The following is a 24,675-nucleotide window of genomic DNA, read 5'->3' on the forward strand; positions in this document are numbered from 1 at the left end:
GTGCCGGGGCGGGAATGACGATCACGCCTTCACCCGGCGAAGCGACGCCGTCGGCGCCGCAGGCGGCCAGAATTGAACAAGCCACGCCGCTGAGCATGACCAAACGAACGCGTGCGAAAGCCGCCATGAAAATCTCCGTTCCCGGTGTGCGCCCCCGAAGATGGTCGAGCCGCGCCCCTGATGAAAAATCACCGGTGAACGATGCTTCGCCCCCGGTGACGCCGCCACTAGGGTGATTCGATGACGGTCTGACGCCAGAGCCGTGACAGATGCGTGACTCTTTTGAGTCCGGTCGATGACAAGCGCGGCGCAAAGCAGGTCGCGAGCGGCGCGGCGCCTTCGCACCTGCAAAAATAAATGCTGCGAAGCTCGCTTGCATCGCCCCAAAAGCTTTGCTAGGCGCCCGCTCCTACCCGGAGCCGGACCCGTTCGGCCCCATCATGATGTGCGGTCGTGGCGGAACTGGTAGACGCGCAACGTTGAGGTCGTTGTGGCCGAAAGGCCGTGGAAGTTCGAGTCTTCTCGACCGCACCATACAGTCCTGCAGGACTTCAAAAATCAGCAGTATTGTAGGACCGCCCCGCAAGGGCGCGCCTTTCTGCGCGGTTTGCGCCTCGTTCGATCCAGACTGCAGTCAGAGACCCGCAAAACTCGCTGCCAGAAAGCCAAAAAGGAAGCCCGGTCTCTGCCGGGCATTTTGGTGACTGCAGTCGATAGTTCGGTTCAGAACCCGAGAACGGCACGTTGCTCCCGCCAGCACAGCGGCAGGTCAATGCTGGTCAGCATCTTTGCCGTCAGCTTCGCTGGCTGACGTCCTTCAACGATCGCTGTCACAATATCGGGCGCGAGACACGACAGGCCGACCAGCTTGGCAAGACGTGTGCGGCATCGACCATGATCCGCTGCGATGGATGCTACCGCTCGTCCTGGATTCTCCAAGACCAGCTTCCTCGCCGCTTGCGCTTCCGCGACAAGCTGGACCAATTTCTCATCACGCTGCCGTGGCGGAACCGCGGGCGTCGATGCTGGCAAGATCAGTCGCAGCGCATGCCCACGCCTTACCTTGACGACTGGACAATGCAGGACGATCTCTTCGATGGCGCATTCTTCGCTCGGCACCTCCGTCAGCCCAAATTGGATCCTCAGCCCCACGTTGTTGACGGTGATGGCTATGCTATCCTGAGCGAGGTCGATACGGCGAACGATCTGTTCAATGGTGTCCCGGCATTCGCCCGTCGCTTGCGAGCGGAGTTTTGCAGCCATGCCGAGAGCCGACGACAATGTGGCGTTGATGACTTTAGCGCTGCGATCCTCGGCCATCGCGATGATCGCCTGTTGATCTTCGAGGAAGGCTGCGAGACGGCTGCGGATCAGAGGTTCGATATCCGACGCCGTGACGCGCCACGCGACGCCGCCCTCGGCATCGGGCCGAGTTTGATAATAGCGATAACGCCGCCGCTGGGCGGCCCCGTCGGCGTTGACTGCCTTCCGCGTCGAATGGCTTGGAGACATCGGACGCCCTTCCCCATCATGGAGAAGGTTGATCAGCAGGCTCGGCCAGCGTACCGCTTGCCTTGTTGATCCGCCCTGCGACCGGTTGGCGAGCGCACGCTGCACTTCATCCCATAGTTCTTCCGACACGATAGGCTCATGCTCGCCGGGATAGGCCTCGCCCTTGTGAACGATGTCGCCGCGATACATCCGGTTCGCTAGCATGTGGTAGATGGTACCGCGGCGATAGGGGCACCCACCCTTGTGCGGCCCGCTTGTCCGGTTCTGAACCTTGGTCCGGTAGCCGTCAGCATTGAGTTCAGCGACAAGCGACCGAACCGAGCCGAGAACGAGATAGCGCCGCATGATATGGCGGACCTGCTCAGCCTCTCGCGGCTCGATGATGAGCTTGCGGTCGCGGACGATATAGCCGAGCGGTACCGGACCGCCCATCCATATGCCCTTGCGCTTCGACGCCGCGATCTTGTCACGGATGCGCTCGCCGGTCACTTCGCGCTCGAACTGCGCGAACGACAGCAGCATGTTCAATGTCAGACGGCCCATGCTTGTCGTCGTATTGAATGACTGGGTGATCGATACGAAGCTGGCTCCCGCCTGGTCGAGAACATCCACGATGCGCGCAAAGTCCGAGAGGCTGCGCGTCAAACGGTCAATCTTGTAGAGCAGGATGACGTCGACCTTCCCCGCCGCGACGTCGGCGAGCAACTGCTTCAGGCCCGGCCGCTCCATGTTACCGCCCGAGAAGCCCCCGTCATCATATCGCTCAGGGATGACCTTCCAACCTTCGTGGCGTTGGCTCGTCGCATAGGCAACACAGGCTTCATATTGAGCATCGAGGCTGTTGAACTCCTGTTCGAGCCCATCTTCGGTGGATTTGCGCGTATAGATGGCGCAGCGGACGATCCGATCAGCCACGACGCGTTCTCATGCCGAAGAAGCGTGGGCCCGACCAATGGGCTCCGGTCACTTCGCGGGCGATATGGCTCAGCGACTTGTAGGTTCGCCCTTCCCATTCGAAGGCGTCATCGCGGACCAGTACCTCAATGGTGCGGCCGTTCCATTCACGGATGAGCCGGGTGCCGTCAGAGATCCTGATCGGCGTGACGGGTGGCCGGCTGCTCTCGGCGGTTTCCGGCGCCACCTCGGTGAGCCGCGCAAGCTCACGGCGGATGATCGCAGGGACATCGCCGTAGCGGCGTTCCTGCAACATCTGCGCTGTCAGGCGACGGAAGAGCGGATCGGGGAGGCGTGGCGCCTCCCCTGCCCCGAGTTTGTTCCATTGGGCTTCGACCTCGGAGCGCTGCATCGCTGGCATCGCGGCGATAATGGCGTCGACCTTTGACATCAGGCCTGGCCCGCTGCCGCGGGAGCACTGCCGGTCCAGATCGTCGTCCCGCCTTCCCGCTTTTTGCGCTCGATCGCCCAGCCTTTCTTCCGGAGGCCCGTCAGGAACGCGCGGCAGCTATGCGGCTGCCAACCGGTCGCGGTGGCGAGTTCGTCGAGCGAGGCGCCGTTCTCGCGGGTCAGAAGCTGCTCGAAGGCTCCTGATTTCTTGATGTCGGCGCCGGCCTTGGCCGGCATCTTCTTCGCTGCAGTCTCTTTGGTCATGTCGGATCTCCATTGCGGGGCCGATGATCCGGTCCCACCGATCCGAGGCCACCTGCGCGCTCAGCGCATTGGCCTGACCAGCCCTGCGCTGGCATGAGCAGCAATGCTTGCAGTGCACCGCAAGTCCAGTCGAATATGATCGGATTCCAGAAAGATGGTTATCGACTTGCGCGGTACGTCGAGCATGGTCGAAACATGGCCGACAATGACGACATAGAGGAATCAGCGAACATCCCTGCCCTGTTCGCCGAGATCACGGCGCTACTTGAAGACGCGCATGAGATCGCCGTGCGAGGGCAGAAGTCAAAGCTGGCACGAACGGATTATCTAAGCGCAGTTGGCGAGCTACGAGAGATGCTCGACCAGATCGTGTCTATATCGGAGTCCATCCGGACTGCGCTTTGAGGTCGGCAGCTTAGCGCCCCGATCTAAGTCGTAGAGGGCTGCGACGCGGCCGCCCGAAACCTGGCAGTCGGGAGGCGGCCTCGGCATCCCGAACGAGCGTGAAAAGTTGCAGAGCGCAATCTAGGACTGTTTCGCCGCAACTTCGACGCGCAGAGACGACTGCCTGGCAAATTCGGGTAGTGAGCCCACGGTGCGGCGGCTCAGGTATGCCAATGCCGTGAAGTGAGCCGGGTTTCGCACTACCCGAAAGCCTAGAAGTTGGCACCAATCTGAAATGTTACCTTGGGACTGCGGTTCTGGCTTTCAAACCGTATTTTGTTGATCGGCGCCGCCGCTTGCAGGTCCAGATTGAGCGAACCGACGCTGGCGCGCACGCCGCCCCCGGCGGACAATAGCGACCCGTCACCCAATCCCAGGCCGATTTCATTCACAATGCCTCCATCGGCAAACCCATAAAACTGTAGCCAGTCGAGTGCGCGGGACAGGTGGCGAAATTCTTTTCGCAATTCAACAAGGCCCGTGACGCCTTCATCGCCGAATTTTTCACTGAAGTCATAACCTCGCCCGAAATACGGACCGCCGACCGCCAATTCATACGGCGACAGCAGAGGTTCGGAAGAGATTTGACCGTTTCCGGCCACCCGCGCGCCGAAACCGCCCCCGAAGTCCAGAATCGCGTTGACCCAGACATTAGCGGTGGTGAAGGTTCCATCGGCATTGGCGCGCGAGCTGTGCGGGTCGCCTGCTTCGCTCGCTCCGAGGATGCCCAGTCCGCGAGTTACGCCAAATCCGCCATAAATCCGGCCTGATCCGACTCTCTGATTGGCCGCAAAGTTGACCGTGGCCGCGGCAATCTCATCGTTCTGGAACATCGTGCCGGCCTGCGTCTGCTGGACATCGAGATAGGCCAATTCTCCGTTAAGCCAGAGATTAAAGTCGCGACTGCGACGTAAAGACTTACTGTAGAAAATCGCAGCATAGCGATTACGTCCTCGATAGTCGGACGGCCGCTGCGGGCCTCCCGAACGAGTCCGACCGGCCGAGCCGGCGATGCCCAGAACATGAGTGCCATCGCCCAAGGTCCTTGCGTATCGAACATTGACAAAGGCTAGCTCGCTGGGCTGGGCGGCGGTACTAATCATGGTCATCGACACACTGTCATCGTCGAGCAATAGCGAGGAATATCTCAGCTGCGTCTGAACCCGGGTCGGCCCCAGCGTATCGGGTCCGTAATTGTCAATCGAGACATAGCCTTGCGATCGGGTTTCTCGAACCGTCACGGTCAATACTCCCTTCCCAGTATCGCGCCCATAGTCGGTCTTGGTGACCGAGATCCCCGGCAAATCGGCCGCGAGCAACAACTGTTGTTCCAGAATTGCTGCTTGGGTTGCTGGGCCGACCAGCGCCTCAAGAATTTGGCGGAGCCGCCGGTTGCTTGACCCGATTATCCGTACTTCGTCGATCGCACCGAGGTCTAATCGCACGGTGACGACCCCGACTTTCACCGACTGCCGCGGAACTTCGACACTGGCAAAAATATAGCCCTCGGCGCGTGCGGCTCCGGCAACCGACGACGCAAGCGCGGTCAAGCGCTCACCGGTTGCAGCCTCCCCGAGGAACCGTTCGTAACTCTCGGCCAGGAGGATAGGGGAAAGCAATGCGAACGATTGCACGTCGACCGCACCTATAATTACCGCATTGCCGCTTGACGGATCGGGAGTCGCTGGAATGCGATCAATATCGGCAATGATAACTGGGGCGATCTGGTTCTGGGAACCGGCGTTCGCCTGCTGCGGTTCCGCCAATTCGGTCGCGTCATGACGTCGTTGTTCCGCGACCGTCGCAAATGGATCACCAGAGGACTGGGCCGATGCCGGATACGTCGTGCAGATCAACGCAACGAAAACAGAAAGATGATATTTGCGACGTACCATGGGCCTCAGGCTTTTAACGAGGCTCTTCTGGTAAACAGGTCGAGTTAGCAAAGCGTTAGCTGTCTCGAAATTAAGCAATTACTAACTGAAATTTTCAATCGGTTCACAGTGTCTCGCCCCTAACGTGCTGCAATGAGCCTGCAGCATGCGCTGCAATTCGGGGATGATATTCAGTGAAGCAGATCCGCAACCTCATCGCAGTTTTTGCACTCGCCATCGGGACAGCTGCGCATGCCGAGCCGCCTAGTTGGCAGCTTTCGGAGAAAACCGGTACGGTATCTATTCTTCGGTCAGGGGTCTCAAAGGTTGCTTTAGCGGGCGGCGCGCTTGTTGCCGACGATGTGATCGTAACAGGCGCGAAGAGCCGCGCGGTGCTTGTCCGCGGTCAAGAATATGTCGTGGTATCCGCCAACAGCCGCTTACGCATCAGTCGGCCGCAGGCAAGCCAGGGCGTTATCCAGTTCATCCAGACTCTCGGAAATGCGTTGTTTCGGATCGATAAAAAGGCAACACCGCATTTCGGTGTCCAAACGCCCACCATGGCGGCTGTGGTCAAAGGCACGACGTTCAGCGTAACGGTGTCCGAAACTGGAAGCGCGGTGCAGGTAACCGAAGGCGCGGTGCAGGTGGCCACGCTTGATGGCGGCGCTACGCAGCTCATCACCCCGGGCATGATCGGAATGGTATCGAAGGAACAAGCATTCCGCCTGACGATCAGCGGCGCCCAGTCCAAGATAATCGACTCACCGAATGCACCGGTCGATGCAAGTTTGATCGACGCAGGTGCCGAAATCGTCAGCCTGACTGCCGAGGATTTTGAGATAGGAAGCGGCAGTTTCGACGGCGTGATCGATGCGACAGTCGCCGACACCAAGGTATCGCTGGCAGATCTGACCGGTGGGCTGATCGGCAATGCCGTCGTTTTGGATCCCGCGCGCCGGGCAAGCGGCGCAGCGAACGAGGCACGCCCAATGCCGGTATCAATCGCTGTCAATAATATCCCTGCTTCAACCGGGATGAACATCAGCGGCGGCAACAGTAACAATGGCGGCAGGAACAACGGGAACGCCGGTGGTTCCGGCGCCGATGGTAACACCGGTGCGGGGAGCAACGGTAACGGGAGCGGGAACGATGATGGTTCCGGCGCCGATGGTAATAGCGGAGCGGGGGGCAACGGCAACGGCAACGGCAACGGCAACGGCAACGGCAACGGCTACGGGAACGGGAACGGGAACGGGAACGGGAACGGTGGTGGTTCCGGCGCCGATGGAAATAGCGGAGCGGGGGGCAACGGCAACGGCAACGGCAACGGCAACGGCAACGGCAACGGCTACGGGAACGGGAACGGGAACGGGAACGGTGGTGGTTCCGGCGCCGATGGAAATAGCGGAGCGGGGGGTAACGGCAATGGAAACGGCAACGGCAACGGGAACGGGAACGGGAACGGTGGTGGTTCCGGCGCCGATGGAAATAGCGGAGCGGGGGGTAACGGCAACGGAAACGGCAACGGAAACGGAAACGGCAACGGAAACGGCAACGGAAACGGAAACGGCAACGGCAACGGGAACGGGAACGGGAACGGGAACGGTGGTGGTTCCGGCGCCGACGGCAACACCGGAGCAGGGAGCAACGGTAACGGTAATACCGGTAACAATGGCGGAAATGGTGTAGGGCGTGAGAATGGCAAAGGCGACGGCAAGCCCAATTAGCCCCGATCGACTGTTCATTAACCTGAATGACAGTCCTCCAGACTAGACACTTTGCAGTGTCTGGAGGGATGTTTGCGGAACCTGCCTATCAATAGCCGGCGTACGGGCAAGCTGTCGAGCCTGACCGCTTGGGGCATTGCGTTTGTTGTAGCGTCGATCTTCACGCTCACGAGCCTGATTGACCCGTTCACTCGCGAAAGTCAGCTCGCCCGGGCGGGCTTGCTCGAGAAACCGGCGACCGGCGATCTCGTTATCATCGAAATCGATGCAAAATCGCTCGAAGCACTCGATCGCTGGCCTTGGCCGAGGCATTTCCATGCCGATCTGATCACGATTTTGTCACGTGCCGGGGTCGAACAGATTGCGTTTGATGTCGACTTTTCTGTGGCGTCTGATGCAGCGGAAGACCGTTTGCTCAGTGCCGCGCTGGCAGGCAGCGGCGTACCGGTCATCTTGCCAACTTTTCGTCAGTTACGAACATCGGCCGGGACGGACTATGCGGAAAATCTGCCCTTGCTGGATTTTCGCGAAAATGCACTGCTGGCCTCGGTCAATGTGCATCCTGACGAGCATGGGCAGCTCAACGACTACAGTTTTGGCACAATTACTGGCAGCACTGTCCGACCGTCGCTCGGCAGCATGATTGCGGGAAGTGCGGGTGCAATCAACCAGCGGTTTCGGATCGATCAGTCAATAGCGCCTGCAACCATTCCGCGGTTCAGCTTTGTCGACGTGCTACAAGGGAAGGTTGCTCCGTCACTGCTCAGAGGCAAGAAGATATTGGTGGGGGCGACGGCGATCGAAATAGGTGATCGCTACGCCACCGGCCGCCATGGGATTGTCCCAGGCGTCGTCGTTCAGGCTCTAGCCGCAGAAACCTTACTCCAGTCGGGAAACCTGCCAAACATTGGGGCGTGGCCGTGCCTGCTCGTCGTCGTGGCGATCATATTAGTCATGGTTTGGCGCGCGAGGCCATCATGGCAGTGTGCGATGGTGGGTGGCGCCAGCATGGTCACGCTCTACGCTGCGCTCCTGCTCGCCGAGCATCTGTCGCTGCTGACCTGGGACAATGAGAGCGCGCTCGCCTTTCTTGTCCTGTATTTCGCGATCGACAAGCTTTTTCAGGCCGCCGCGGACCTGCATACGAGCCGGTTCTATAACCTCTTGAGCAACCTGCCGAATGAAGCGATGCTCGTCCGACAAATGTCCGAAAGCCCTGGCTGCACCATAGCGATTGCGAAAATAGCCGATTTCGGGGACTTCGTGGCCGTCACCGACGGCCATACGCGGACTGCTCTGTTCGATCGGATCGCCGCGCGCCTGAAATTTCTCGCAGTCAATGAGCATATCTATCACTTGGATTCCGACACGCTCGGCTGGATAATCCGTGATGGTCACAGCGACGATCTTGATGGCCACTTCCGCACTGCTGCTGCTCTGCTTCGCCCGTCATTCGACGCAGACGGCAAGTCCATTCAGGTGTCGGCGGCCTTTGGCGTGAGCGACAATTCCCTCGACGACGCCAAGATCGCAGCTCGCCTGGCCGAAAGCGCCGGCTCGCCCTGGCAGGCATATAGTATCGAAGCTGCCAAAACGGTGAAGCTGCGGCAACATCTCCTCGTTGATATGGAACAGGCGATTGCAGATGGTGACATCTTCACAATGTACCAGGCCAAGATGAGCCTGAAGACGAAACAAATAGTCGGCGCCGAAGCTTTGGTTCGCTGGACCCACCCCGTGCACGGTTCGGTCGGGCCGGCAATTTTTGTACCAATATTGGAAAAGGCTGACCGGATCGATACGCTGACCCTCCATGTCTTACAAACTGCGGTCGACGATTTCTCGCGATGGGCCCGACAAGGCATAACGATCGGCGTTGCCGTCAACTTGTCTGCTAAACTGTTGAATAACCCGCCTTTCATAGAAAGCGCAATCGCGGTTATCGAGTCGGCCGAAATACCGAATGACAAAATTACGTTTGAGGTCACTGAAACGGCGGCTCTCAACGACATTGAATTGTCGATAAACGCGCTCAACAAAATTCGCACGGCTGGCATCAAGATCTCGATCGATGACTATGGTACCGGCCAATCGACGCTGAGTTATCTGCAACGCTTGCCCGTCGACGAAATTAAGCTCGATCAAAGCTTTATTCGGACAATGGCCATCGATGACGTCAATCGGCTCATGGTCAGCTCGACAATCGAGCTCGCCCACGCGCTTAACATGACAATTGTGGCAGAAGGCATCGAGGACGACCGCACCTTTGAGCTTCTGGCTGCTTTCAATTGTGATGTCGGACAGGGTTGGCAGATTTCTAAGCCGATGGTTGCCGATGTATTCGAGGCAAATTGGTTGTACCTTGATGCCGAAGCCAGACAACGAGCATGATATCGATCACACAAGGCCGCGTCTGGTTAATCTGGTATCATGGTCAACGTCAGCTATTTCGGTTTGGTGCCCGCAAGCTGTCAGTCTGAAACCGGCCAGGTCCGGCTTACTGAACAGTCATCTCGATCGTCATTTGCGGTCGAGCCAGTCGCGCCGCTTGGCGTGCCGTAGATGGTCGGAGACTATGTCGGAAATCCGGGCGAGGATGCTGATGGACTTCGGCCATGGTAGTGCGCGCGGGGACGGATGATCGCGCCCGTCGACGCCTGCTCCAGAGCATGCGCAACCCAGCCCACCGTTCGGGCGATGGCGAATAGGCCTAAACCCGATCGCGGCGGCAAGGCATGTCTACGCGCAATCGCGAGGAGTGCAAAATCGATGTTGGGCTGTAGCCCCAGCATGTCCATGACGGCATCCTGCAGCATCGCAAGCTCTTCGTCCGGCTGGATATGCGCGAGCAGGGCGCGTCCACGCGGGTCGCCATAGGGATAGAGCGGGTGGCCAAATCCCGGCAGCCCATGCCCGGTCGCGAGCCAGCGCTCGATTGCCGCATCGGCGCTCGTGTTGATCGCCTCGGTGAGGAGAGATTCCAGTGCTGCGCCAGCGCCGCCATGTTTCGGCCCCGACAGGGTCGCTAGACCCGCAAGGATGCAGGCGGGCACGCCGGCGCCGGTGGACGCAGCCACGCGCACCGCAAACGTCGACGGGTTGAGTTCATGGTCGGCGAGAAGGACCAGCGCCTGTCGAACCAGTTCCTCGCCCTCAGCGTCGAGGGCCCACGCTGCGGAAAGCCGCTGATGGATCGGTCCCGCCCCGACGGCGCCGAAAGCCGAGGCCATCGCTGCAACACACATCGCGCCTTCGTTCACCAATTTCGCGGCGGGCCTGCCTATGAGCGACCGCGCTCTTCCCGCCAACGCGGCGAGCGCCTGAAACGGATCGCCGGCAACGGCGACTTCTGGAAAGACAATGGCCTCCGGTTGTTCCCACAGGAGTGCCGCAACCTCCTCGAGCCCCATATGCGCGGCGAGGGCCGTGGCGGCCTCGCCGCGATAGATCAATTCGCCGTGACTGACCGTCGCAATCGCCGTGGGGATCACGGGTTCACCCCATGCCAATGTGCTCGCTGCGACGGATGCCTGGCGGCGCCCGCGGGCGCGCCGGTCGGAAAGCGCAAGAATATCGTCGCCCCGATAAAGACTGCGCCGCGGGTCAGCGGGATCGCCTCGTCGTTCGATCTGCCCGCGGCTGACATAGGCATAGAGCGTCTGGGGCCGGACGTTGAGCTTCGCCAGTGCCTCTTCACGGGTCATCCATTCGCGCATGATTGATTCACTTGATCAAGATTGATTCTCAGTCTTGTAGGGATCATCTCGCTCTTCGCCAGTCAAGGAGCGAATGAAATGAACAATGGTCTGGAAGATGTCGTGGCCGCCGAAACGATCCTGTCGGATGTGCGTGGCGCCGAAGGGCAGTTGATCATTCGCGGATATCCGCTTGTCGCGCTGGCCGGGCGCTGGACCTTCGAACAGACCACCCATCTGCTGTTTACCGGCTTCTTCGACGATTTGCCCGACGCGGCGGAATTTACCGCAAAGCTCGGCACCGCGCGCGTAGACGTGTTCGAAAAGACGCGGGGGTTGCTCGGGCCGATGTCGAAACTTCCCGCCTACGACGGCATGCGCGCCGCGATGGCGATGCTGTCCGACGGCACGGCGCTGCCCGATGCGCTGCGCTTGCTTGCCGCTCCGGCGGTGCTTCTTCCAGCGCTGATCCGTTTGCAGGCGGGCGATGAGCCAATCGAGCCGTCGACCAGCACAGGCCACGCGGCGGACGTGATCCGCATGTTGGGCCGATCGGACGGTGCGGGCGCACTCGATACCTATCTCGTTACCGTGAGCGATCACGGTCTCAACGCCTCGACCTTCGCTGCGCGGGTGGTCGCCTCCACGCATGCGGGGCTGACGTCCTCCGTTCTGGCAGGACTGGGCGCGCTAAAGGGCCCGCTTCATGGCGGCGCCCCTGGTCCCGTTATCGACATGCTCGATGCGATTGCGGAGGAGGGCGACAGCGCCGGCTGGATCGAGCGTGCGCTGGATGACGGCGAACGGCTGATGGGATTCGGGCATCGCATCTATCGCACGCGCGATCCTCGTGCCGACGCGCTCAAGGCCGCGCTCCGGTCGTTCGGAGATGCCGATGCGCGATTGCGTTTTGCCGAAGGCGTCGAGCAGGCTGCGCTCGAAGCGCTCCATCGTCGCAAACCCGATCGCGTGCTCGAAACCAATGTCGAATTCTATACGGCATTGCTGTTGGAAGCTGTCGGATTTCCGAAGCATGTATTCACCGGCGTTTTTGCGATGGGGCGCATCGCGGGCTGGCTGGCGCATGCCCGCGAACAGGCGCTGACCGGCCGGTTGATCCGGCCGGCGTCTCGCTATGTGGAGCCAGTGACGAAGGATGCAGCCTGAAGATATCTCGCCACTCGCCCGCGAGATTGACTGTAGCGACGTTCACCTGCGGTGCATCGCCGCGTTATGTGCAGGGCGACGGATTTCCACACGGCGGCCTGTCCGAAGACGTGCTCGGCATCGGCGCCGCAATCACCGCCGACCGCCCCGGATTTTTCCGCGCCCTCGCCGAGGGTGCCTCGGGCGAAGGCGCGAGCGAGGCGATGATCGGCTGGGTCGAGCGCGGCTTCCTCGCCACCGGCCCGCGCGCCAGCGAGACGCTTGCCGGGCTCGCAACGCTCGACCAGTGCGACCTGCTCGCATCCTTCGCCTTTCCCGTGCTGTCGATCGGCGGCGCCAAGGATAGCATCGCCGATCCGGCGATCGCCGGTTTTGCCGCAAACTGCGCCGCGAACGGCACGCTGCTGACCATGGACACCGGCCACTCGCCGCAACTGGAAAACCCGTCCGCCTACAATGAGGCGCTGCTCGACTTCGTGAGGACGCTTGCCCAATGACCACCGCACCGATCGATGATCTCGCCGCCCTGCTCGCCCCGCTCCACGCCCCCTTCACGTGCAAGTCGCTGAAGGCACCGAACCGTTTCTGCATGGCGCCCATGTCGCGCTATTTCGCGCCCCGCGGGGTGCTGACCGACGACGGTGCCGAATATTACCGCCGCCGCGCTGCCGCAGGGATCGGCACGATCATTACCGAAGGGACGGGCGTCGCCATCGACCATACGGTGGCCGCAGACACCGTGCCGCTTTTCGCGGGCGACGAACCACTTGCGGGTTGGCAGGCTGCGGTCGATGCCGTCCATGCCGAAGGCGGCATGTTTGTCCCGCAATTGTGGCACGTCGGCGGCTGCATCGACTTCAACTATCCCGACGCACCGCATGCCGAGCTGGTCAGCCCGTCGGGTTTTGCCGGGCCCGACGTCCCCGGTGGCCGCGCGATGACCGACCGCGATATCGCCGACACCATCGCCGCCTTCGCCGAATCGGCGCGGGCGGCCAAGGCGATTGGGTGCGATGCGATCGAGCTTCACGGCGCGCATGGCTATATTTTCGATCAGTTCTTTTGGGACAAGACCAACCTGCGCAGCGACCGCTACGGCGGACCCGACATTGCCGACCGCGCCACCTTCGCCGCCGAAGTCGTTGCCGCCTGCCGCGCCGCGGTCGGCGAGGATTTCGCGATCATTTTCCGCGTGTCGCAGTGGAAGACCTATGATTATGACGTGAAGCTCGCACGCGACCCCGACGAGATGCATCGCTGGCTCGACCCGCTGGCGCGCGCCGGGGTCGACATCTTCCACGCCTCGCAGCGCCGCTTCTGGGAGCCCGAATATGCGGGCGATCCCAAGAATCTGGGTGGGTGGATCAAGGAAGTGACCGGAAAGCCGGTGATCACCGTTGGATCGATCGGCATGGACCGCGACCTGATGCAGGACTTCGTCGAGGGCATCTCGTCGCCGATGCTGGGGCGCCTGGAGGATCTGGTCGCGATGTTCGAACGCGGCGAATTCGACCTCGTCGCGCTCGGCCGCGTTCTTCTTGCCGACCCCAATTGGTTGGAGAAGGTCGAACAGCGCCGCATCGATGAGCTGACGCCCTATGACCGCGCGACGGCGCTTCAGCAGTATGAGCATGGTTGAAACGACCCGCATAAGGTCGGCATAGCCCATACGGACGGATTGCAGTCCGGGCGCGGGCCTTCACGATTTGGCCCGCGCCAGCCCGCTCAGTTCGCCCAGTAGATATAGTCCTGCCCGTCGCGCCACGGCGCGTTCAGCGGCACGTCGATGCGCACCGGGCCTTCGATCAACCCGGGCCAGATCGGTTTCGCCATGCCCTTGTTCTGTGCCTCGATCATCGCGCGCAGCGCCGCGACGCGCTGCGGGTCGCTCGCCGCGAGATCCTTTTGTTCGGTCGGATCAGCGGCGAGATTATAGAGCCGCGCCTTTTCGGGGCGTTTCGTCACCTGCAATTTCCAGTCGCCCGCGCGCACCGCGCGATAGTCGCCCGATCGCCAGAACATCGCGGACCGGCTGGCCGGACCGGCAAGGATATTTTCGCTATCGATCGTCCGGTCGCGCGGCACCGCGGCGCCCGCCGCGGCCGCGATCGTCGAGAAGATGTCGAGATGGCCCGTCACGTCGGCGCGCTGTGTCCCGGGTGCGATACCGCCCGGCCAGCGCATGAACAGGGGCGTGCGGATACCGCCTTCGAAAAAGGTCGCCTTCCAGCCGCGGAAGGGCGCGTTCAGCCGCTCGATCCCGTTATACCACGCGCCGCCATTGTCGCTGGTGAAGATGACGAGCGTATCGTCGTCGATCCCCTGTTCTTTCAGCTTCGCCATGACGTCGCCGATCCGCCGGTCCAGCTGGGCGATCATCGCGCCATAGACGCGCGTCTTGTGGTCCTTGATCTGCGGCAACCGGTCATAATCCGCCTTGGTCGCCTGCAGCGGCGTGTGCGGCGCATTGAACGCGAGGTACAGGAAGAAGGGGCGGCCCCGGTTCGCCTCGATCGCCTTCATCGCCTCTTCGGCGAAATAGTCGGTCATGTGGCCGCGCGGGTAAAAGCGCTTGCTGCTGTTGAAGGTCACCGCGTGACGCAGATTGGCCCACAGGAAGCGATCGATCGGATCCCATGGCAGCTTCGCATTGACGACCCCGGGATCATCCTCGCGCATGAACATCGCGCCGCCCGCCAGCACCGCAAGGCTTTCGTCGAAACCCTGCGCCTCCGGCCGCAAGGCGGGCGCCTCGCCCAGATGCCATTTGCCGATGTGCAGCGTGTGGTAACCCGCCGCCTTCACCGCCTCGGCAATCGTCACCTCGCTCGCGGGAACCCCCATGTCGGGATAGTCGGGGATGTCGGGGGTGATCCGGTCGCCATGAAAAATCGCCCGCAGCGGCCCGACGCCTTCGCCATGCGCCATGTTTTCGGCGAACTGGACGGGCACCGCGGTAAATTCGAAGCCGAAGCGCGTCGGATAGCGCCCCGTCATCATCGCGGCGCGCGACGGCGAGCAGGTGGCGTTGGCGGCATAGGCGGTGGTGAAATTCACCCCCTCGCGCGCCAAGGCGTCGATGTTCGGCGTCTTGACGATCCCGTCCGCGACGCCGCCGCCGTTCAGGCTGATGTCGTTATAGCCAAGGTCATCGGCGACGATCAGGATGATGTTGGGCGGGCGCTTGCCCGCGGCTGGCGTCGCCGGTCCCTGCTGCCACGCGACGGGCCGGTTCGGCTGCACCGGGTCGCGCCAGTCCTGCAGGATGCCGGGCAGGCGATATTTGTTCGCCTCGAATGCGAAATAGCCGCCGACGCCCAGCGCCGCGATGGCCCCCAATGCGATCCATCTTTTCTTCATGGCAACCCCCAACCTATCCTATCGTCAGCACGGCGATGTGCGCCAATGCCGCGAGCAACCCCAACAACAGCCCCATGGTGACCCGCGGGCTGGCGTAAAAAGCGATCTGCCGCTGGGTCGGGAACGAAAAGGTCGTCGCGATTCCCAGCAGCTTGGCCGGATGCGCCGCGCGGAACGCTGGGTCGTTGGCCATGCGGATCAGGTCGCGGCGGCTGCGGTATCGCATCGTGCCGACCAGCGACCAGCCCGGATCGTCCGGCGTGTTCCACGCGTCGATATAGCCGCCGACCTTGCGTCCCACGAACAACGGATGTCCGCCGCGCGCGATCAGCCCGCGGACGAAGGGGTCGGAATAGCGCCGCAGCCATTCGCTGCCCTCGCGCGTTTCGCCGCTGTCCGGGTCGGTGACCGGCCCGGCGCGCGTGCCGACCAGATTGACCATCACGAACTCGCGCCCGTCATCGGCCTCCAGAAAGGCGCGCAGCCGCGCCGCGTCATTGCCCGTTTCGGCCATGCGCGGTCCTAGCGTGGCGAGGAAGGCGTCAATCTCTTCCCGGCGAAGCGGGCGGCGCCAGCCATCGTAGAAAAGCAGGAAGGCGAGCCACAGCAGCAGCGCGGCAGCCCATATGCCCGCTATGGTCGCCCCCTGCCCGGCCATCGATCCCGCCTCCCCATTGCGCCGAAACTTATGACACTATATGTGTCATTTTATTCGTTGCGGCGCAAGACCGATCGTGACGCGGGCATTGACCCCGGCGTCAAGCTGGGCCAGCGGAGAAGCCATGACCAAGGCGGCGAGCAAATCGACGGCGACAAAGGCGGAGTCGGCGCGGGTCGACGGCCGCCGAGAACGCGGCCGGTCGAGCCACAAGCGGATCGTCGAGGCGATGATGGAGCTGATCGTCGGCGGCGATCTGGCGCCGAGTGCGGCGCGCGTCGCCGAAGAGGCCGGCATCGGACTGCGCACCGTGTTTCGCCATTTCGACGACATGGACGCGCTCTATGCCGAAATCACCGCAACGATCACCGAAAAGGTGATGCCGATCGTCAGCGCACCCTATCCCGACCAGGACTGGCGCGCCAATGTCCGCGACATGGTGCGCCGCCGCGTCCGGGTGTTCGAAACGACGCTGCCCTTTCGCCTTGCGGCCAATATCAAGCGGTACCAGTCGCCGTTCCTGATGGGGCAATATGGCAAGGTCGTGATGCTGGAGCGCGAGCTGCTGCTGCGCCTGCTGCCCGGCGACGTCCTGACCGACCGGATCAACGTCGAGGCGCTGTGCGCGGCACTGTCGTTCCAGAACTGGCGCGTGCTGCGCCACGATCAGGGCTTGTCGGCCGAGGAAGCCGGGACGGTTGTGATGCACATGGTTGAAATGCTGATGGCGACGATCGGGGACACGGCTTGAAGCGGCGCGCGGCGGCGGCGATCGCGGCGCTAGGCGCGCTGGCCGGGTGCGGTACCGCAGCGGACGATCCGCCCGCGCGCACCGCGGCCCGCGAATGCCCAGCGATGCCCGCCGAGGATTATGTGTGGATCCCCGGCGCGACCTTTAAGATGGGTGCCGATGCGCGGCTGCCCGAAGAAGGACCGCCGCGCGAGGTTCGCGTCGCGGGGTTCTGGATGGCGACGCACGAGGTGACCAACGCCGAGTTCGCCGCCTTCGTCAAGGCGACCGGATACGAGACCCTTGCCGAGCGCGACCCGCCGTCGCTGCCGGGCGCGCCGCCCGACATGCTGGTCCCCGGCGGCGCGGTGTTCACCGCGCCGACCGACGGCAACCCCAATTGGTGGCGCTGGGTCGTTGGCGCCGAGTGGCGCCATCCCGCCGGGCCCGGCACCGCGATCGACGGGAAAGGCCGCGAGCCGGTGGTGCAGATCGGTTATGACGACGCGCTCGCCTATGCGCGCTGGGCGGGCAAGGCGCTGCCCAGCGAGGAACAATGGGAACTGGCCGCCGCCACGGGTGGTGCCGACCGTCATGTGCCGGTCGATTCGACGGGCAAGCCGCAGGCGAATTATTATCAGGGCGCCTTTCCGGCGCGCGACCTTGGCACCGACGGCTTTACCGGCCGCGCGCCGGTCGCCTGCTTCCCCGCCGACGACCATGGCGTTCACGACCTGATCGGCAATGTGTGGGAGTGGACGACGAGCAAGGCGGGCGGCGAGAGCAACGTCATCAAGGGCGGCAGTTTCCTTTGCGCCGCCAATTATTGCGCCCGCTATCGCCCCGCGGCGCGGCAGTTTCAGGAACGCAGCTTGGGCACCGACCATATCGGTTTTCGGCTGATCGATACGGTGCGCCCGGCGCCGACGGGGTAGATGTGGCGGTGCTGATGGTGGGAAACGACCGCCCATGGACATAGCCGATCCTCCCCCAACGGGGGAGGGGGACCACCCGAAGGGTGGTGGAGGGGCACAGGCGGTTAACGCAGCGCTAGACTGGACGACCAAACTTTCCGGGAACCTCGCAGCGGAGCGCTACATCGACGACAAGGTAAACCGATAGTGCCCCTCCACCAGCTTCGCTGGTCCCCCTCCCCGTTCCGGGGAGGATCGGCAACGTCCGTTCTCCATCCCAAAGCCGACAACGGTCTAGATCACTGGAACTACCGCCGCGCACGCCTCCGCCAGCCCCAGACCAGCAACGCCAGCGCCAGCAACCCGCCGCCCAGCCACAGCGCCGCCTCGATCGCGCGCTTGCGGCCCTGCTGCTCCCACGCATAAGCGTTGATCTGTTCGTTGGCGGTGTAGCCCGCGGGCATGTCGAGCACGCCATTGGCTTTGGCATAGGCGCGGTAATCGGCGAGCATCGCGGCGAAGCGTTCGGGCTGCGCCGCCGCCAGGTCGCGTGTCTCGCCCGGATCGCTCTTGAGGTCGAACAGCCGCCATTGGCCGTCGCCGGTCGGGGGCAGATTCCGCACCAGTTTGTAATCGCCGCGGAACAGCGCCGCATTGCCCGACAGTTCGTAGCCGAGCGGCGTGTCGCCATGCACGCTGTCCGTTTGCCCGGTCAGCATCGGGACGAGGCTGCGGCCTGTCACCGGCTCGACATCCTTGCCCTGCCAGCGGCCGCCATGGCCGGCGACCCCGGCGAGTTCGGTCAGCGTCGGCAGGATGTCGGTGACATGCGCCAGCCCGTGACGGATCGCGCCCGCCTGCACCTGTTTGTTCCCCGGCCAGGTCACGATCAGCGGAACGCGCAGGCCGCCCTCGGTCGCGCTGAACTTGTATCCGGACAAAGGCGAGGCGGCGGCGCTCGCCCAGCCGGGTCCGATCGCGCTGAAACTGCCGCGGCGCCCGATGTTGGCGGTCGACAGGTCATATTGCATGTCGAGGAACAACCGGTTGCGCAGACTGCCGAACGGGTTGGTCGGCTCGGCGCCATTGTCCGACAGGAACACGAAGATCGTGTTGTCATAGTCGCCGGTGGCCTTCAGATGCGCGACCAGCCGCCCGACCTCGCGGTCCATCGCGGTCGCCATGCCGGCATAGGCCTGCATTACCCGCACCGCGGCAGCGCGTTCGTCGGCGTCCAGCTTTTGCCAATCGGTGGTCGTCGGCATGGTGACGATCGGTACGCCCGCAGGGACGATACCGAGCGCGGCGGCGCGCTTCGCTCGCGCCTGCCGCAGCGCGGTCCAGCCGTCCTCGTACTGCGCGGCATAGCGGGCAATATCGCTGTCGGGCGCCTGCACCGGGATATGATTGGCGAGGAAGTTGATCGAGGCGAGGAAGGGTTTGCCGCTCGCCCGGTCCGCCTCGACATAATCGATCATCTTCTGGACGACGAAGCGCGACGAATAATAATCCTTCGGCAGCGTCGCGGGTTTGCCGTTTTCGGTCCACGCAGCGGTATCGTACATGCCCTCGATCGGGCGCTGTTCGAAATTGTCGGCGCCCGCATCGGCGAGGCTGTACGCCCGGTCATAGCCGCGCGCGTGCGGCAGGCGGGTCGCGTCGCTCCCCAGATGCCATTTGCCGGTAAAATAAGTGCGATAGCCCGCCGCCTTCAGCAGCTGGGCAATCGTCACCACGCGGTGGTTCATCACCGTGTCGTACCCGGGCTGGCCGCGATGTTCGTCGGGGATCGTCTCGGGCATATTGCCCAGGCCATTGCGGTGGTTCATCACCCCGGTCTGGAGCATCGCCCGCGTCGGCGAGCAGGAACCGGCGACATGGAAATTGGTAAAGCGCGTCCCGGCATAGGCGAGCGCGTCGAGGTTGGGAGTCGCAAACTCGGCGCCGAAAGCGCCGACATCGGTAAAGCCCCAGTCGTCGGCGAGCAGGATGATAATATTGGGCTGGCGCGGCGGCGTCTTTTCCCGCTGCGCCTGTACCGGCGCGGCCAGCAACAGCGCGGCGCCAAAAATGATGGCAGTACGCCGGAACCGGCCCTTGCGACCCGGCACGTTGGTGGTCCTCACGCGCACTGCCATCGCCCCCTCCCCATGGGATAATGGCACTTACTATGCCAATATATCGGCGAGTCAAGTTGGGGCGAGCGGACTAGCGTTCGCGATATTCGGGCGCACGTTTTTCCAGGAAGGCAGCGAGCGCCTCGCGATGGTCTTCGGTCGCCGACAGGATCACCTGCTGGCGATCCTCGATCGCCATCGCGGCGTCGAGGCTCTGCGCATCGATGTTGAGATTGAGCGCCTGTTTCGACAGCCGCAGGCCATAGGGGCTGGTTGCGAGCATCTCGTCGGCGAGCGCGAGGCCGCGACCCAGCAGTTCGTCCGGTTCGACGATCTCGCTGACCAGCCCGGCGCGCAGTGCCCGCTCGGCGTCGATGAAGCGCCCGGTCAGGATCATTTCCGCCGCAAGGCTGGCGCCGACCAGCCGCGGCAGGAAATAGCTCGACGCCATGTCGCAGCCGCCGAGGCCGATACGGATATAGGCGGCGTTGCAGCGAAAATCGGGGGTGGCGTAGCGCACGTCGGACGCGAGCAGCAGCGACAGCCCGCCCCCGCACGCCGCGCCATGGCCGAGCGCGATGATCGGCTGCGGACAAGCGCGCATCTTGCGGTAGATATTGCCGATCGCAGTCTGGGCACGCAGCGTGCGCAGCACCGGGGTTTCGTCCGACGACCGATCCTCCTGAATGTCGAGCCCGGCGCAAAAGCCGCGCCCAGCGCCGCGCAGGATGACGACGCGCACGTCCCGGCGATCGGCCAGTCCGCCGAAATAGGCGTTGAGCTCGTCGACCAGCCCTTCGCTGAGCGCGTTGAGCCGGTCGGGGCGGTTGAGCGTCGCGATCTCTACCGCGCCGCGCGCTTCGATGAGCAGCTCGCTCACAGCGTCTGTCCGTCGTCGATGGTAAAGACGCTGCCGGTAATCCCCTGCGCCGCGTCGGAGCAGAGCAACAGCAAGGGGGCGTGCAAGTCGCTCGGTGGGCGCATCCGCTGGCGCGGGAAGCTTTTGACCATCGCCGCACCGACGTCGCTCTCCAGCAGTTCGGCGGTCATCTCGGATTCGAAATAGCCGGGCTGGATGACGTTGACGCAAATCCCGCGCCGCGCCCATTCGCGCGCCAACGCCTTGCCCAGATGGCGCACCGCCGCCTTGGTCGCACCATAGACCGAGGTGGCGGGAAAGATCTTCTCGGCGGTAATCGACCCGATCAGCACAATGCGACCGTGCTGATTGTCGCGGCTGCCCGCCTTGTCGAGCCGCTTGGCGCCTTCGTTCGCGGTCAGGAACACGCCGCGGACATTGGCGGCGAGCAGGAAATCGACCTCGTCCACCGACAGCCCCATCGCCATTTTCTCGGTCGCGACCCCGGCGTTGGCGACGATCGTATCAACCGTGCCGAACGCAGCCTCGGCGGCTTCATAGGCGGCGATCGTCGATGCTTCGTCGGTCACGTCCATGCTGACTGCGATCGCCTGCCCGCCCGCGGCCTCGATCGCTGCGACCTGCTCCGCCAATTTGTCGGCGCGGCGCGCGGCGAGCACAACCCTGGCCCCCGCCGCCGCCAGTGCTTTCGCAAAGCCGGCGCCCAATCCCGACGAAGCGCCGGTGACGAGGGCCACCCGGCCCGACAGATCGAATTTCGGTTGTGCCGTCATCACCAACTCCTGTTGCTGTCCACAGCATTGGCGCTGATTGACGTTAACGTCAACCTGCGGAGCCGAACCGATCGGGAGAACAAAAGGAGGTTGACGGCTGCCCTATGTTCTACTAATGTTCCTATGTGCACAACGAACCTGTTCCCCCGTCGCAGCTGCCAAGCGTGGCGGACGGGGGATAAAGGCTGCGCTTCACCTTGTTGGCAGATTTGCTCCGGGCAGTGGTTGACGCCGGGCCAGTGCCGAGGCGCCTGAACGGCAGTCGGCGACGAGCCCGGTAGCGAGAAGCGCAACATTCGGCCAAAATCGTAAAATTGCGCAGCGGCGACGACAGCGCGGCTGGCATTTTCGGCGGCATGATTTCCGCCGTCGTTGCGCAGTGCGCCAACCTGGTCGGAAGGGATCCCCGACGCTTCGGTCAATTGACAAATCACGGGGGCAAGACCGCACCGGCTGGCTGGGGCGGCAGGATTCGAACCTGCGAATGGCGGCATCAAAAGCCGCTGCCTTACCACTTGGCGACGCCCCAACGGGCCGGTGCGAGGCGCGCTCTATAACGCGCCGCCGCCTATTGCAAGGCGCCGCTTAGAGCCGCGTCACCCAGCCGTGCGGATCGGCGGCGCGGCCGCGCTGGATGTCGACCAATTTGTCTTTCAGCATCCCGGTCACCTGTCCGGGGCCACCGGCGCCGATCGTAAAGCTGGTCTGCCCGCGCGTCACCTTGCCCACCGGGGTCACCACGGCGGCGGTGCCGCAGGCAAAGCTTTCGGTGAGCTTGCCGCTTTCCGCATCGGCCTGCCACTGGTCGATCGCATAGGGTTCCTCGCGCACCGTAAGGCCAGCATCGCGCGCCAGCGTGATGATCGCGTCGCGGGTGATGCCGGGCAGGATCGTCCCGGTCAGCGGCGGGGTGACGATGCTGCCGTCGCCCATCACGAAGAACATGTTCATGCCGCCCAGTTCCTCGATCCAGCGATGTTCGGCGGCGTCGAGGAAGACGACCTGGTCGTGACCCTTGGCGATCGCCTCGCGCTGCGCGATCAGGCTGGAGGCGTAATTGCCGCCGCATTTGGCGGCGCCGGTGCCGCCGGGCGCGGCGCGGGTATAATCTTCCGACACCCACAGCGAGATCGCCGGGGCGCCCGATTTGAAATAATTGCCGACGGGCGAGGTGATGACGAGGAACTGATATTCGGCGGCGGGCTTCACCCCCAGGAACACCTCGCTGGCGAACATGAAGGGGCGGAGATAGAGCGCGCCGCCTTCGACCGGCGGGAACCAGTGAGCATCGGCGGCGACGGCTTCCTTGACCGCGGCGATGAACAGCTCCTCGGGCATTTCAGCCATCGCCATCCGGCGGGCGCTGGCGTTGAAGCGCGCGGCATTGGCCTCGACGCGGAACAGCGCCATCGATCCGTCGTCGAGCCGGTACGCCTTCAGCCCTTCAAAAATTTCCTGCGCATAATGCAGCACCGCGGTCGCGGGATCGAGCGTCAGCGGCCCGCGCGGCATCACCTGCGCATCGTGCCAGCCCTGCCCCTCGGTGTAGCGGATCGACACCATATGATCGGTAAAGACCCGCCCGAACGCCGGATCGGCGATCGCCGCCGCGCGTACATCGTCCGCAACGCGATTGGGGTGCGGCAGATGGGTAAAGGCGGGAGCGGACATGCGAAAACACCTATGGTCATGGGGTCGATGGAGCGCGCCTCTTGCCAAAGACCCGCGCGGCGCGCAACGGTAGTGACCATGGCTGAGGAAAATTTTCTTTCACAAGCGCCCGCTGCGTCTGCCCTTTTCTTGCGCGAAGACGAAGTGCGTCGCGGGATCGAATTTCTGTTTTTCGCGCATGCGTCGCTGTGGCGGTCGATCGACGCACAGCTGGCCGAACAGGATCTGGGGCGCGCGCATTACCGCGCGCTTTACTTCATTGCGCGCCAGCCGGGGCTGACGATTTCGGACCTGCTGGCGCTGCTCGGGATCACCAAACAGTCGCTGGGGCGCGTGGTGAAGGAACTGGAAGCGCGCGCGATGTTGACGACGCGCCCGGGCAATCGCGACCGGCGGCAAAAGGAGCTACGGCTGACCGAGGCCGGACGCGCGATCGAAGCCTCTATCTTCGTGCTGCTGCGCGACACGATGAGCCGCGCCTATACGCACGCCGGGCAACAGGCGGTGACCGGGTTCTGGCACGTCAGCGAGGCGTTGGTCCCGGCGCGCGACCGCAAACGCATTGCGGCGCTGGGGAAAGAGGCGGGGTAGGCTCCTGCCCTATTTATCATCATAGCCCTGAGCCTGTCGAAGGGCGCTTATCCGAGAAGCGCCCTTCGACAAGCTCAGGGCTACGGTTCAATCCAATCGTAGGCGGCGGTCAGCCCTCCCCCCGCGCCAGATCGGCGAGTTCGCGGCCGCGGTCGCGCGCCGCGCGCAGGACGTTGGTGAGCAATGCGGCGAGCTGTCCGTCGCTGTCGAGCACGTCGAGCCCGGCCTGCGTGGTGCCACCCTTGCTCGCGACCTGCGCGATCAGCGTTCCCGGCTTTTCGCCGCTGTCGGCGAGCAGCGCGGTGGCGCCGCCAAAGGTTGCGGTGGCCAGCGCCAGCGCATCCTCCGCCGACAGACCCAGCCGCTCACCCGCCGCAGCGTAGGATTCGATCAGCCGAAAGACGAAGGCGGGGCCGCTGCCGGTAAAGGCGGTGATCAGATCCATCGTTGTATCGTCGGCCAGTGTCACCGTCTGCCCCAGCGGATCGAGCAGGCCCGCAATCGCCGCATGATCGGCCTCGCCCAGCGTCGCGACCGCCGTCACCCCGGCGCCGATACGCGCGGCCAGATTCGGCAGGATGCGGACGTGCGCGCGGGCGCCCGGAAAGCGCGCCGCAAGATCGGCGAGCGACACGCCCGCGAGGATCGACAGCAGGTGCGTGTCCCCGGTTGCCAACGGCGCGAGGACATCGGCGACGTCGCTTAGTTGCTGAGGCTTCATGCCCAGCATGATCCAGTCGGCGGCGGCGCCCGCGGCCTGCCAGTCGGCCAGCGCCGCATATTGGACGATGCCCTCGCGCGGCGCCGCAATGGGATCGACGATCGCCACCTGCACGCGGTCAAGCCCCGCCGCGAGCCAGCGATCGAGCATCGCCCCCGCCATATTGCCGCAGCCGACCAGCAGCAACCGGTCGGAGAAGTTCCGCAAATCCATCGTCATATTCGTTTCTT

21 protein-coding genes and 2 tRNA genes are annotated in these 24,675 nt (G+C 63.4%); 10 read left to right on the plus strand and 13 right to left on the minus strand.

Annotated features, from left to right (window positions below; all coding sequences use genetic code 11):
* Positions 1-447: 447 nt before the first annotated feature.
* Positions 448-534 (plus strand) — tRNA-Leu (locus tag FFS18_RS13905).
* A gap of 189 nt (positions 535-723) precedes the next feature.
* On the opposite strand, the gene FFS18_RS13910 is transcribed toward FFS18_RS13905, so the two are convergent.
* The 3 genes from FFS18_RS13910 to FFS18_RS13920 are packed head-to-tail and all read right to left on the minus strand — an operon-like array spanning position 724 to position 3,120.
* Positions 724-2,427 carry a recombinase family protein gene (locus FFS18_RS13910; protein ID WP_137871298.1) on the minus strand — a complete coding sequence of 568 codons (1,704 nt, stop codon included), beginning with the start codon at positions 2,425-2,427 and terminating at the stop codon, positions 724-726.
* Positions 2,420-2,857, minus strand: coding sequence for a DUF2924 domain-containing protein (locus FFS18_RS13915; RefSeq protein WP_137871299.1), 438 nt, complete (start codon positions 2,855-2,857; stop codon positions 2,420-2,422). Before FFS18_RS13915 ends, FFS18_RS13910 begins: the two co-directional genes overlap by 8 nt.
* Positions 2,857-3,120: a DUF3489 domain-containing protein gene (locus FFS18_RS13920; RefSeq protein WP_137871300.1), complete on the minus strand. Its 264-nt coding sequence runs from the start codon at positions 3,118-3,120 to the stop codon at positions 2,857-2,859. Before FFS18_RS13920 ends, FFS18_RS13915 begins: the two co-directional genes overlap by 1 nt.
* Before the next feature lie 195 nt (positions 3,121-3,315).
* Between FFS18_RS13920 and FFS18_RS13925 the strand changes: the two genes are divergently transcribed.
* Entirely contained in the window at positions 3,316-3,525 is a 210-nt protein-coding gene (locus tag FFS18_RS13925; protein ID WP_137871301.1) for a hypothetical protein, read from the plus strand.
* 251 nt (positions 3,526-3,776) lie between these two features.
* On the opposite strand, the gene FFS18_RS13930 is transcribed toward FFS18_RS13925, so the two are convergent.
* Positions 3,777-5,459 carry a ShlB/FhaC/HecB family hemolysin secretion/activation protein gene (locus FFS18_RS13930; RefSeq protein WP_137871302.1) on the minus strand — a complete coding sequence of 561 codons (1,683 nt, stop codon included), beginning with the start codon at positions 5,457-5,459 and terminating at the stop codon, positions 3,777-3,779.
* Positions 5,460-5,632: 173 nt separating this feature from the next.
* On the opposite strand from FFS18_RS13930, the gene FFS18_RS13935 reads away from it, so the two are divergent.
* Both FFS18_RS13935 and FFS18_RS13940 read left to right on the plus strand, forming a co-directional pair.
* Positions 5,633-7,168, plus strand: a complete 1,536-nt coding sequence (locus FFS18_RS13935; RefSeq protein ID WP_137871303.1) for a FecR domain-containing protein — start codon at positions 5,633-5,635, stop codon at positions 7,166-7,168.
* A gap of 72 nt (positions 7,169-7,240) precedes the next feature.
* Positions 7,241-9,559, plus strand: a complete 2,319-nt coding sequence (locus FFS18_RS13940) for an EAL domain-containing protein (protein ID WP_171005321.1) — start codon at positions 7,241-7,243, stop codon at positions 9,557-9,559.
* A gap of 182 nt (positions 9,560-9,741) precedes the next feature.
* Here the strand turns inward: FFS18_RS13940 and FFS18_RS13945 are convergent, their stop codons facing one another.
* A complete protein-coding gene (locus tag FFS18_RS13945; protein ID WP_137871305.1) occupies positions 9,742-10,884 on the minus strand; it encodes a citrate synthase in 1,143 nt (380 codons plus the stop codon).
* A 78-nt stretch (positions 10,885-10,962) separates the two neighbouring features.
* Between FFS18_RS13945 and FFS18_RS13950 the strand changes: the two genes are divergently transcribed.
* The 3 genes from FFS18_RS13950 to FFS18_RS13960 are packed head-to-tail and all read left to right on the plus strand — an operon-like array spanning position 10,963 to position 13,669.
* Positions 10,963-12,030, plus strand: a complete 1,068-nt coding sequence (locus FFS18_RS13950) for a citrate synthase/methylcitrate synthase (protein WP_137871306.1) — start codon at positions 10,963-10,965, stop codon at positions 12,028-12,030.
* 26 nt (positions 12,031-12,056) lie between these two features.
* Positions 12,057-12,527, plus strand: coding sequence for an alpha/beta fold hydrolase (locus FFS18_RS13955; protein ID WP_137871307.1), 471 nt, complete (start codon positions 12,057-12,059; stop codon positions 12,525-12,527).
* Complete coding sequence (locus FFS18_RS13960; RefSeq protein WP_137871308.1) at positions 12,524-13,669, plus strand: oxidoreductase; 1,146 nt, start codon at positions 12,524-12,526, stop codon at positions 13,667-13,669. Before FFS18_RS13955 ends, FFS18_RS13960 begins: the two co-directional genes overlap by 4 nt.
* 86 nt (positions 13,670-13,755) lie before the next feature.
* Here FFS18_RS13960 and FFS18_RS13965 read toward each other — a convergent pair whose 3' ends face one another.
* On the minus strand, positions 13,756-15,390 hold the full coding sequence (locus FFS18_RS13965) for a sulfatase-like hydrolase/transferase (protein ID WP_137871309.1): 1,635 nt from the start codon (positions 15,388-15,390) through the stop codon (positions 13,756-13,758).
* Between the two features lie 13 nt (positions 15,391-15,403).
* Positions 15,404-16,048, minus strand: a complete 645-nt coding sequence (locus tag FFS18_RS13970; RefSeq protein WP_137871310.1) for a hypothetical protein — start codon at positions 16,046-16,048, stop codon at positions 15,404-15,406.
* 124 nt (positions 16,049-16,172) lie between these two features.
* Between FFS18_RS13970 and FFS18_RS13975 the strand changes: the two genes are divergently transcribed.
* Together FFS18_RS13975 and FFS18_RS13980 are read left to right on the plus strand one after the other, a co-directional pair.
* Positions 16,173-16,799: a TetR/AcrR family transcriptional regulator gene (locus FFS18_RS13975; protein WP_137871311.1), complete on the plus strand. Its 627-nt coding sequence runs from the start codon at positions 16,173-16,175 to the stop codon at positions 16,797-16,799.
* Positions 16,796-17,713, plus strand: a complete 918-nt coding sequence (locus FFS18_RS13980) for a formylglycine-generating enzyme family protein (RefSeq protein WP_137871312.1) — start codon at positions 16,796-16,798, stop codon at positions 17,711-17,713. The genes FFS18_RS13975 and FFS18_RS13980 overlap by 4 nt, the downstream gene beginning before the upstream one ends.
* 287 nt (positions 17,714-18,000) lie before the next feature.
* Here the strand turns inward: FFS18_RS13980 and FFS18_RS13985 are convergent, their stop codons facing one another.
* From FFS18_RS13985 to FFS18_RS14005, 5 genes are all read right to left on the minus strand, one after another.
* The gene (locus FFS18_RS13985) at positions 18,001-19,818 is read right to left on the minus strand and encodes an arylsulfatase (RefSeq protein ID WP_249340410.1); all 1,818 of its coding nucleotides are present in this window, start codon (positions 19,816-19,818) and stop codon (positions 18,001-18,003) included.
* A gap of 82 nt (positions 19,819-19,900) precedes the next feature.
* Positions 19,901-20,689 carry an enoyl-CoA hydratase/isomerase family protein gene (locus tag FFS18_RS13990; protein ID WP_137871314.1) on the minus strand — a complete coding sequence of 263 codons (789 nt, stop codon included), beginning with the start codon at positions 20,687-20,689 and terminating at the stop codon, positions 19,901-19,903.
* Positions 20,686-21,462, minus strand: coding sequence for an SDR family NAD(P)-dependent oxidoreductase (locus tag FFS18_RS13995; RefSeq protein WP_137871315.1), 777 nt, complete (start codon positions 21,460-21,462; stop codon positions 20,686-20,688). Before FFS18_RS13995 ends, FFS18_RS13990 begins: the two co-directional genes overlap by 4 nt.
* A gap of 454 nt (positions 21,463-21,916) precedes the next feature.
* Positions 21,917-21,991: transfer RNA gene (locus tag FFS18_RS14000), tRNA-Gln, on the minus strand.
* A gap of 56 nt (positions 21,992-22,047) precedes the next feature.
* Positions 22,048-23,133 carry a branched-chain amino acid aminotransferase gene (locus tag FFS18_RS14005; RefSeq protein WP_137871316.1) on the minus strand — a complete coding sequence of 362 codons (1,086 nt, stop codon included), beginning with the start codon at positions 23,131-23,133 and terminating at the stop codon, positions 22,048-22,050.
* 78 nt (positions 23,134-23,211) lie between these two features.
* On the opposite strand from FFS18_RS14005, the gene FFS18_RS14010 reads away from it, so the two are divergent.
* Complete coding sequence (locus tag FFS18_RS14010) at positions 23,212-23,724, plus strand: MarR family winged helix-turn-helix transcriptional regulator (protein WP_137871317.1); 513 nt, start codon at positions 23,212-23,214, stop codon at positions 23,722-23,724.
* Between the two features lie 109 nt (positions 23,725-23,833).
* Here the strand turns inward: FFS18_RS14010 and proC are convergent, their stop codons facing one another.
* Entirely contained in the window at positions 23,834-24,664 is an 831-nt protein-coding gene (gene proC / locus FFS18_RS14015; RefSeq protein ID WP_137871318.1) for a pyrroline-5-carboxylate reductase, read from the minus strand.
* Positions 24,665-24,675: the final 11 nt, after the last annotated feature.

The organism is Sphingopyxis sp. 2PD (genome assembly GCF_005503695.1).
Taxonomy (GTDB): Bacteria; Pseudomonadota; Alphaproteobacteria; order Sphingomonadales; family Sphingomonadaceae; genus Sphingopyxis.

What these genes read in the sequence shown, in the direction of transcription:
- FFS18_RS13915 (WP_137871299.1), bottom strand. Translation starts at nt 2,857, where the DNA reads ATGTCAAAGGTCGACGCCATTATCGCCGCGATGCCAGCGATGCAGCGC.
- FFS18_RS13920 (WP_137871300.1), bottom strand. Translation starts at nt 3,120, where the DNA reads ATGACCAAAGAGACTGCAGCGAAGAAGATGCCGGCCAAGGCCGGCGCC.
- FFS18_RS13925 (WP_137871301.1), top strand. Translation starts at nt 3,316, where the DNA reads ATGGCCGACAATGACGACATAGAGGAATCAGCGAACATCCCTGCCCTG.
- FFS18_RS13930 (WP_137871302.1), bottom strand. Translation starts at nt 5,459, where the DNA reads ATGGTACGTCGCAAATATCATCTTTCTGTTTTCGTTGCGTTGATCTGC.
- FFS18_RS13945 (WP_137871305.1), bottom strand. Translation starts at nt 10,884, where the DNA reads ATGCGCGAATGGATGACCCGTGAAGAGGCACTGGCGAAGCTCAACGTC.
- FFS18_RS13950 (WP_137871306.1), top strand. Translation starts at nt 10,963, where the DNA reads ATGAACAATGGTCTGGAAGATGTCGTGGCCGCCGAAACGATCCTGTCG.
- FFS18_RS13960 (WP_137871308.1), top strand. Translation starts at nt 12,524, where the DNA reads ATGACCACCGCACCGATCGATGATCTCGCCGCCCTGCTCGCCCCGCTC.
- FFS18_RS13965 (WP_137871309.1), bottom strand. Translation starts at nt 15,390, where the DNA reads ATGAAGAAAAGATGGATCGCATTGGGGGCCATCGCGGCGCTGGGCGTC.
- FFS18_RS13970 (WP_137871310.1), bottom strand. Translation starts at nt 16,048, where the DNA reads ATGGCCGGGCAGGGGGCGACCATAGCGGGCATATGGGCTGCCGCGCTG.
- FFS18_RS13975 (WP_137871311.1), top strand. Translation starts at nt 16,173, where the DNA reads ATGACCAAGGCGGCGAGCAAATCGACGGCGACAAAGGCGGAGTCGGCG.
- FFS18_RS13995 (WP_137871315.1), bottom strand. Translation starts at nt 21,462, where the DNA reads ATGACGGCACAACCGAAATTCGATCTGTCGGGCCGGGTGGCCCTCGTC.
- FFS18_RS14005 (WP_137871316.1), bottom strand. Translation starts at nt 23,133, where the DNA reads ATGTCCGCTCCCGCCTTTACCCATCTGCCGCACCCCAATCGCGTTGCG.
- FFS18_RS14010 (WP_137871317.1), top strand. Translation starts at nt 23,212, where the DNA reads ATGGCTGAGGAAAATTTTCTTTCACAAGCGCCCGCTGCGTCTGCCCTT.
- proC (WP_137871318.1), bottom strand. Translation starts at nt 24,664, where the DNA reads ATGACGATGGATTTGCGGAACTTCTCCGACCGGTTGCTGCTGGTCGGC.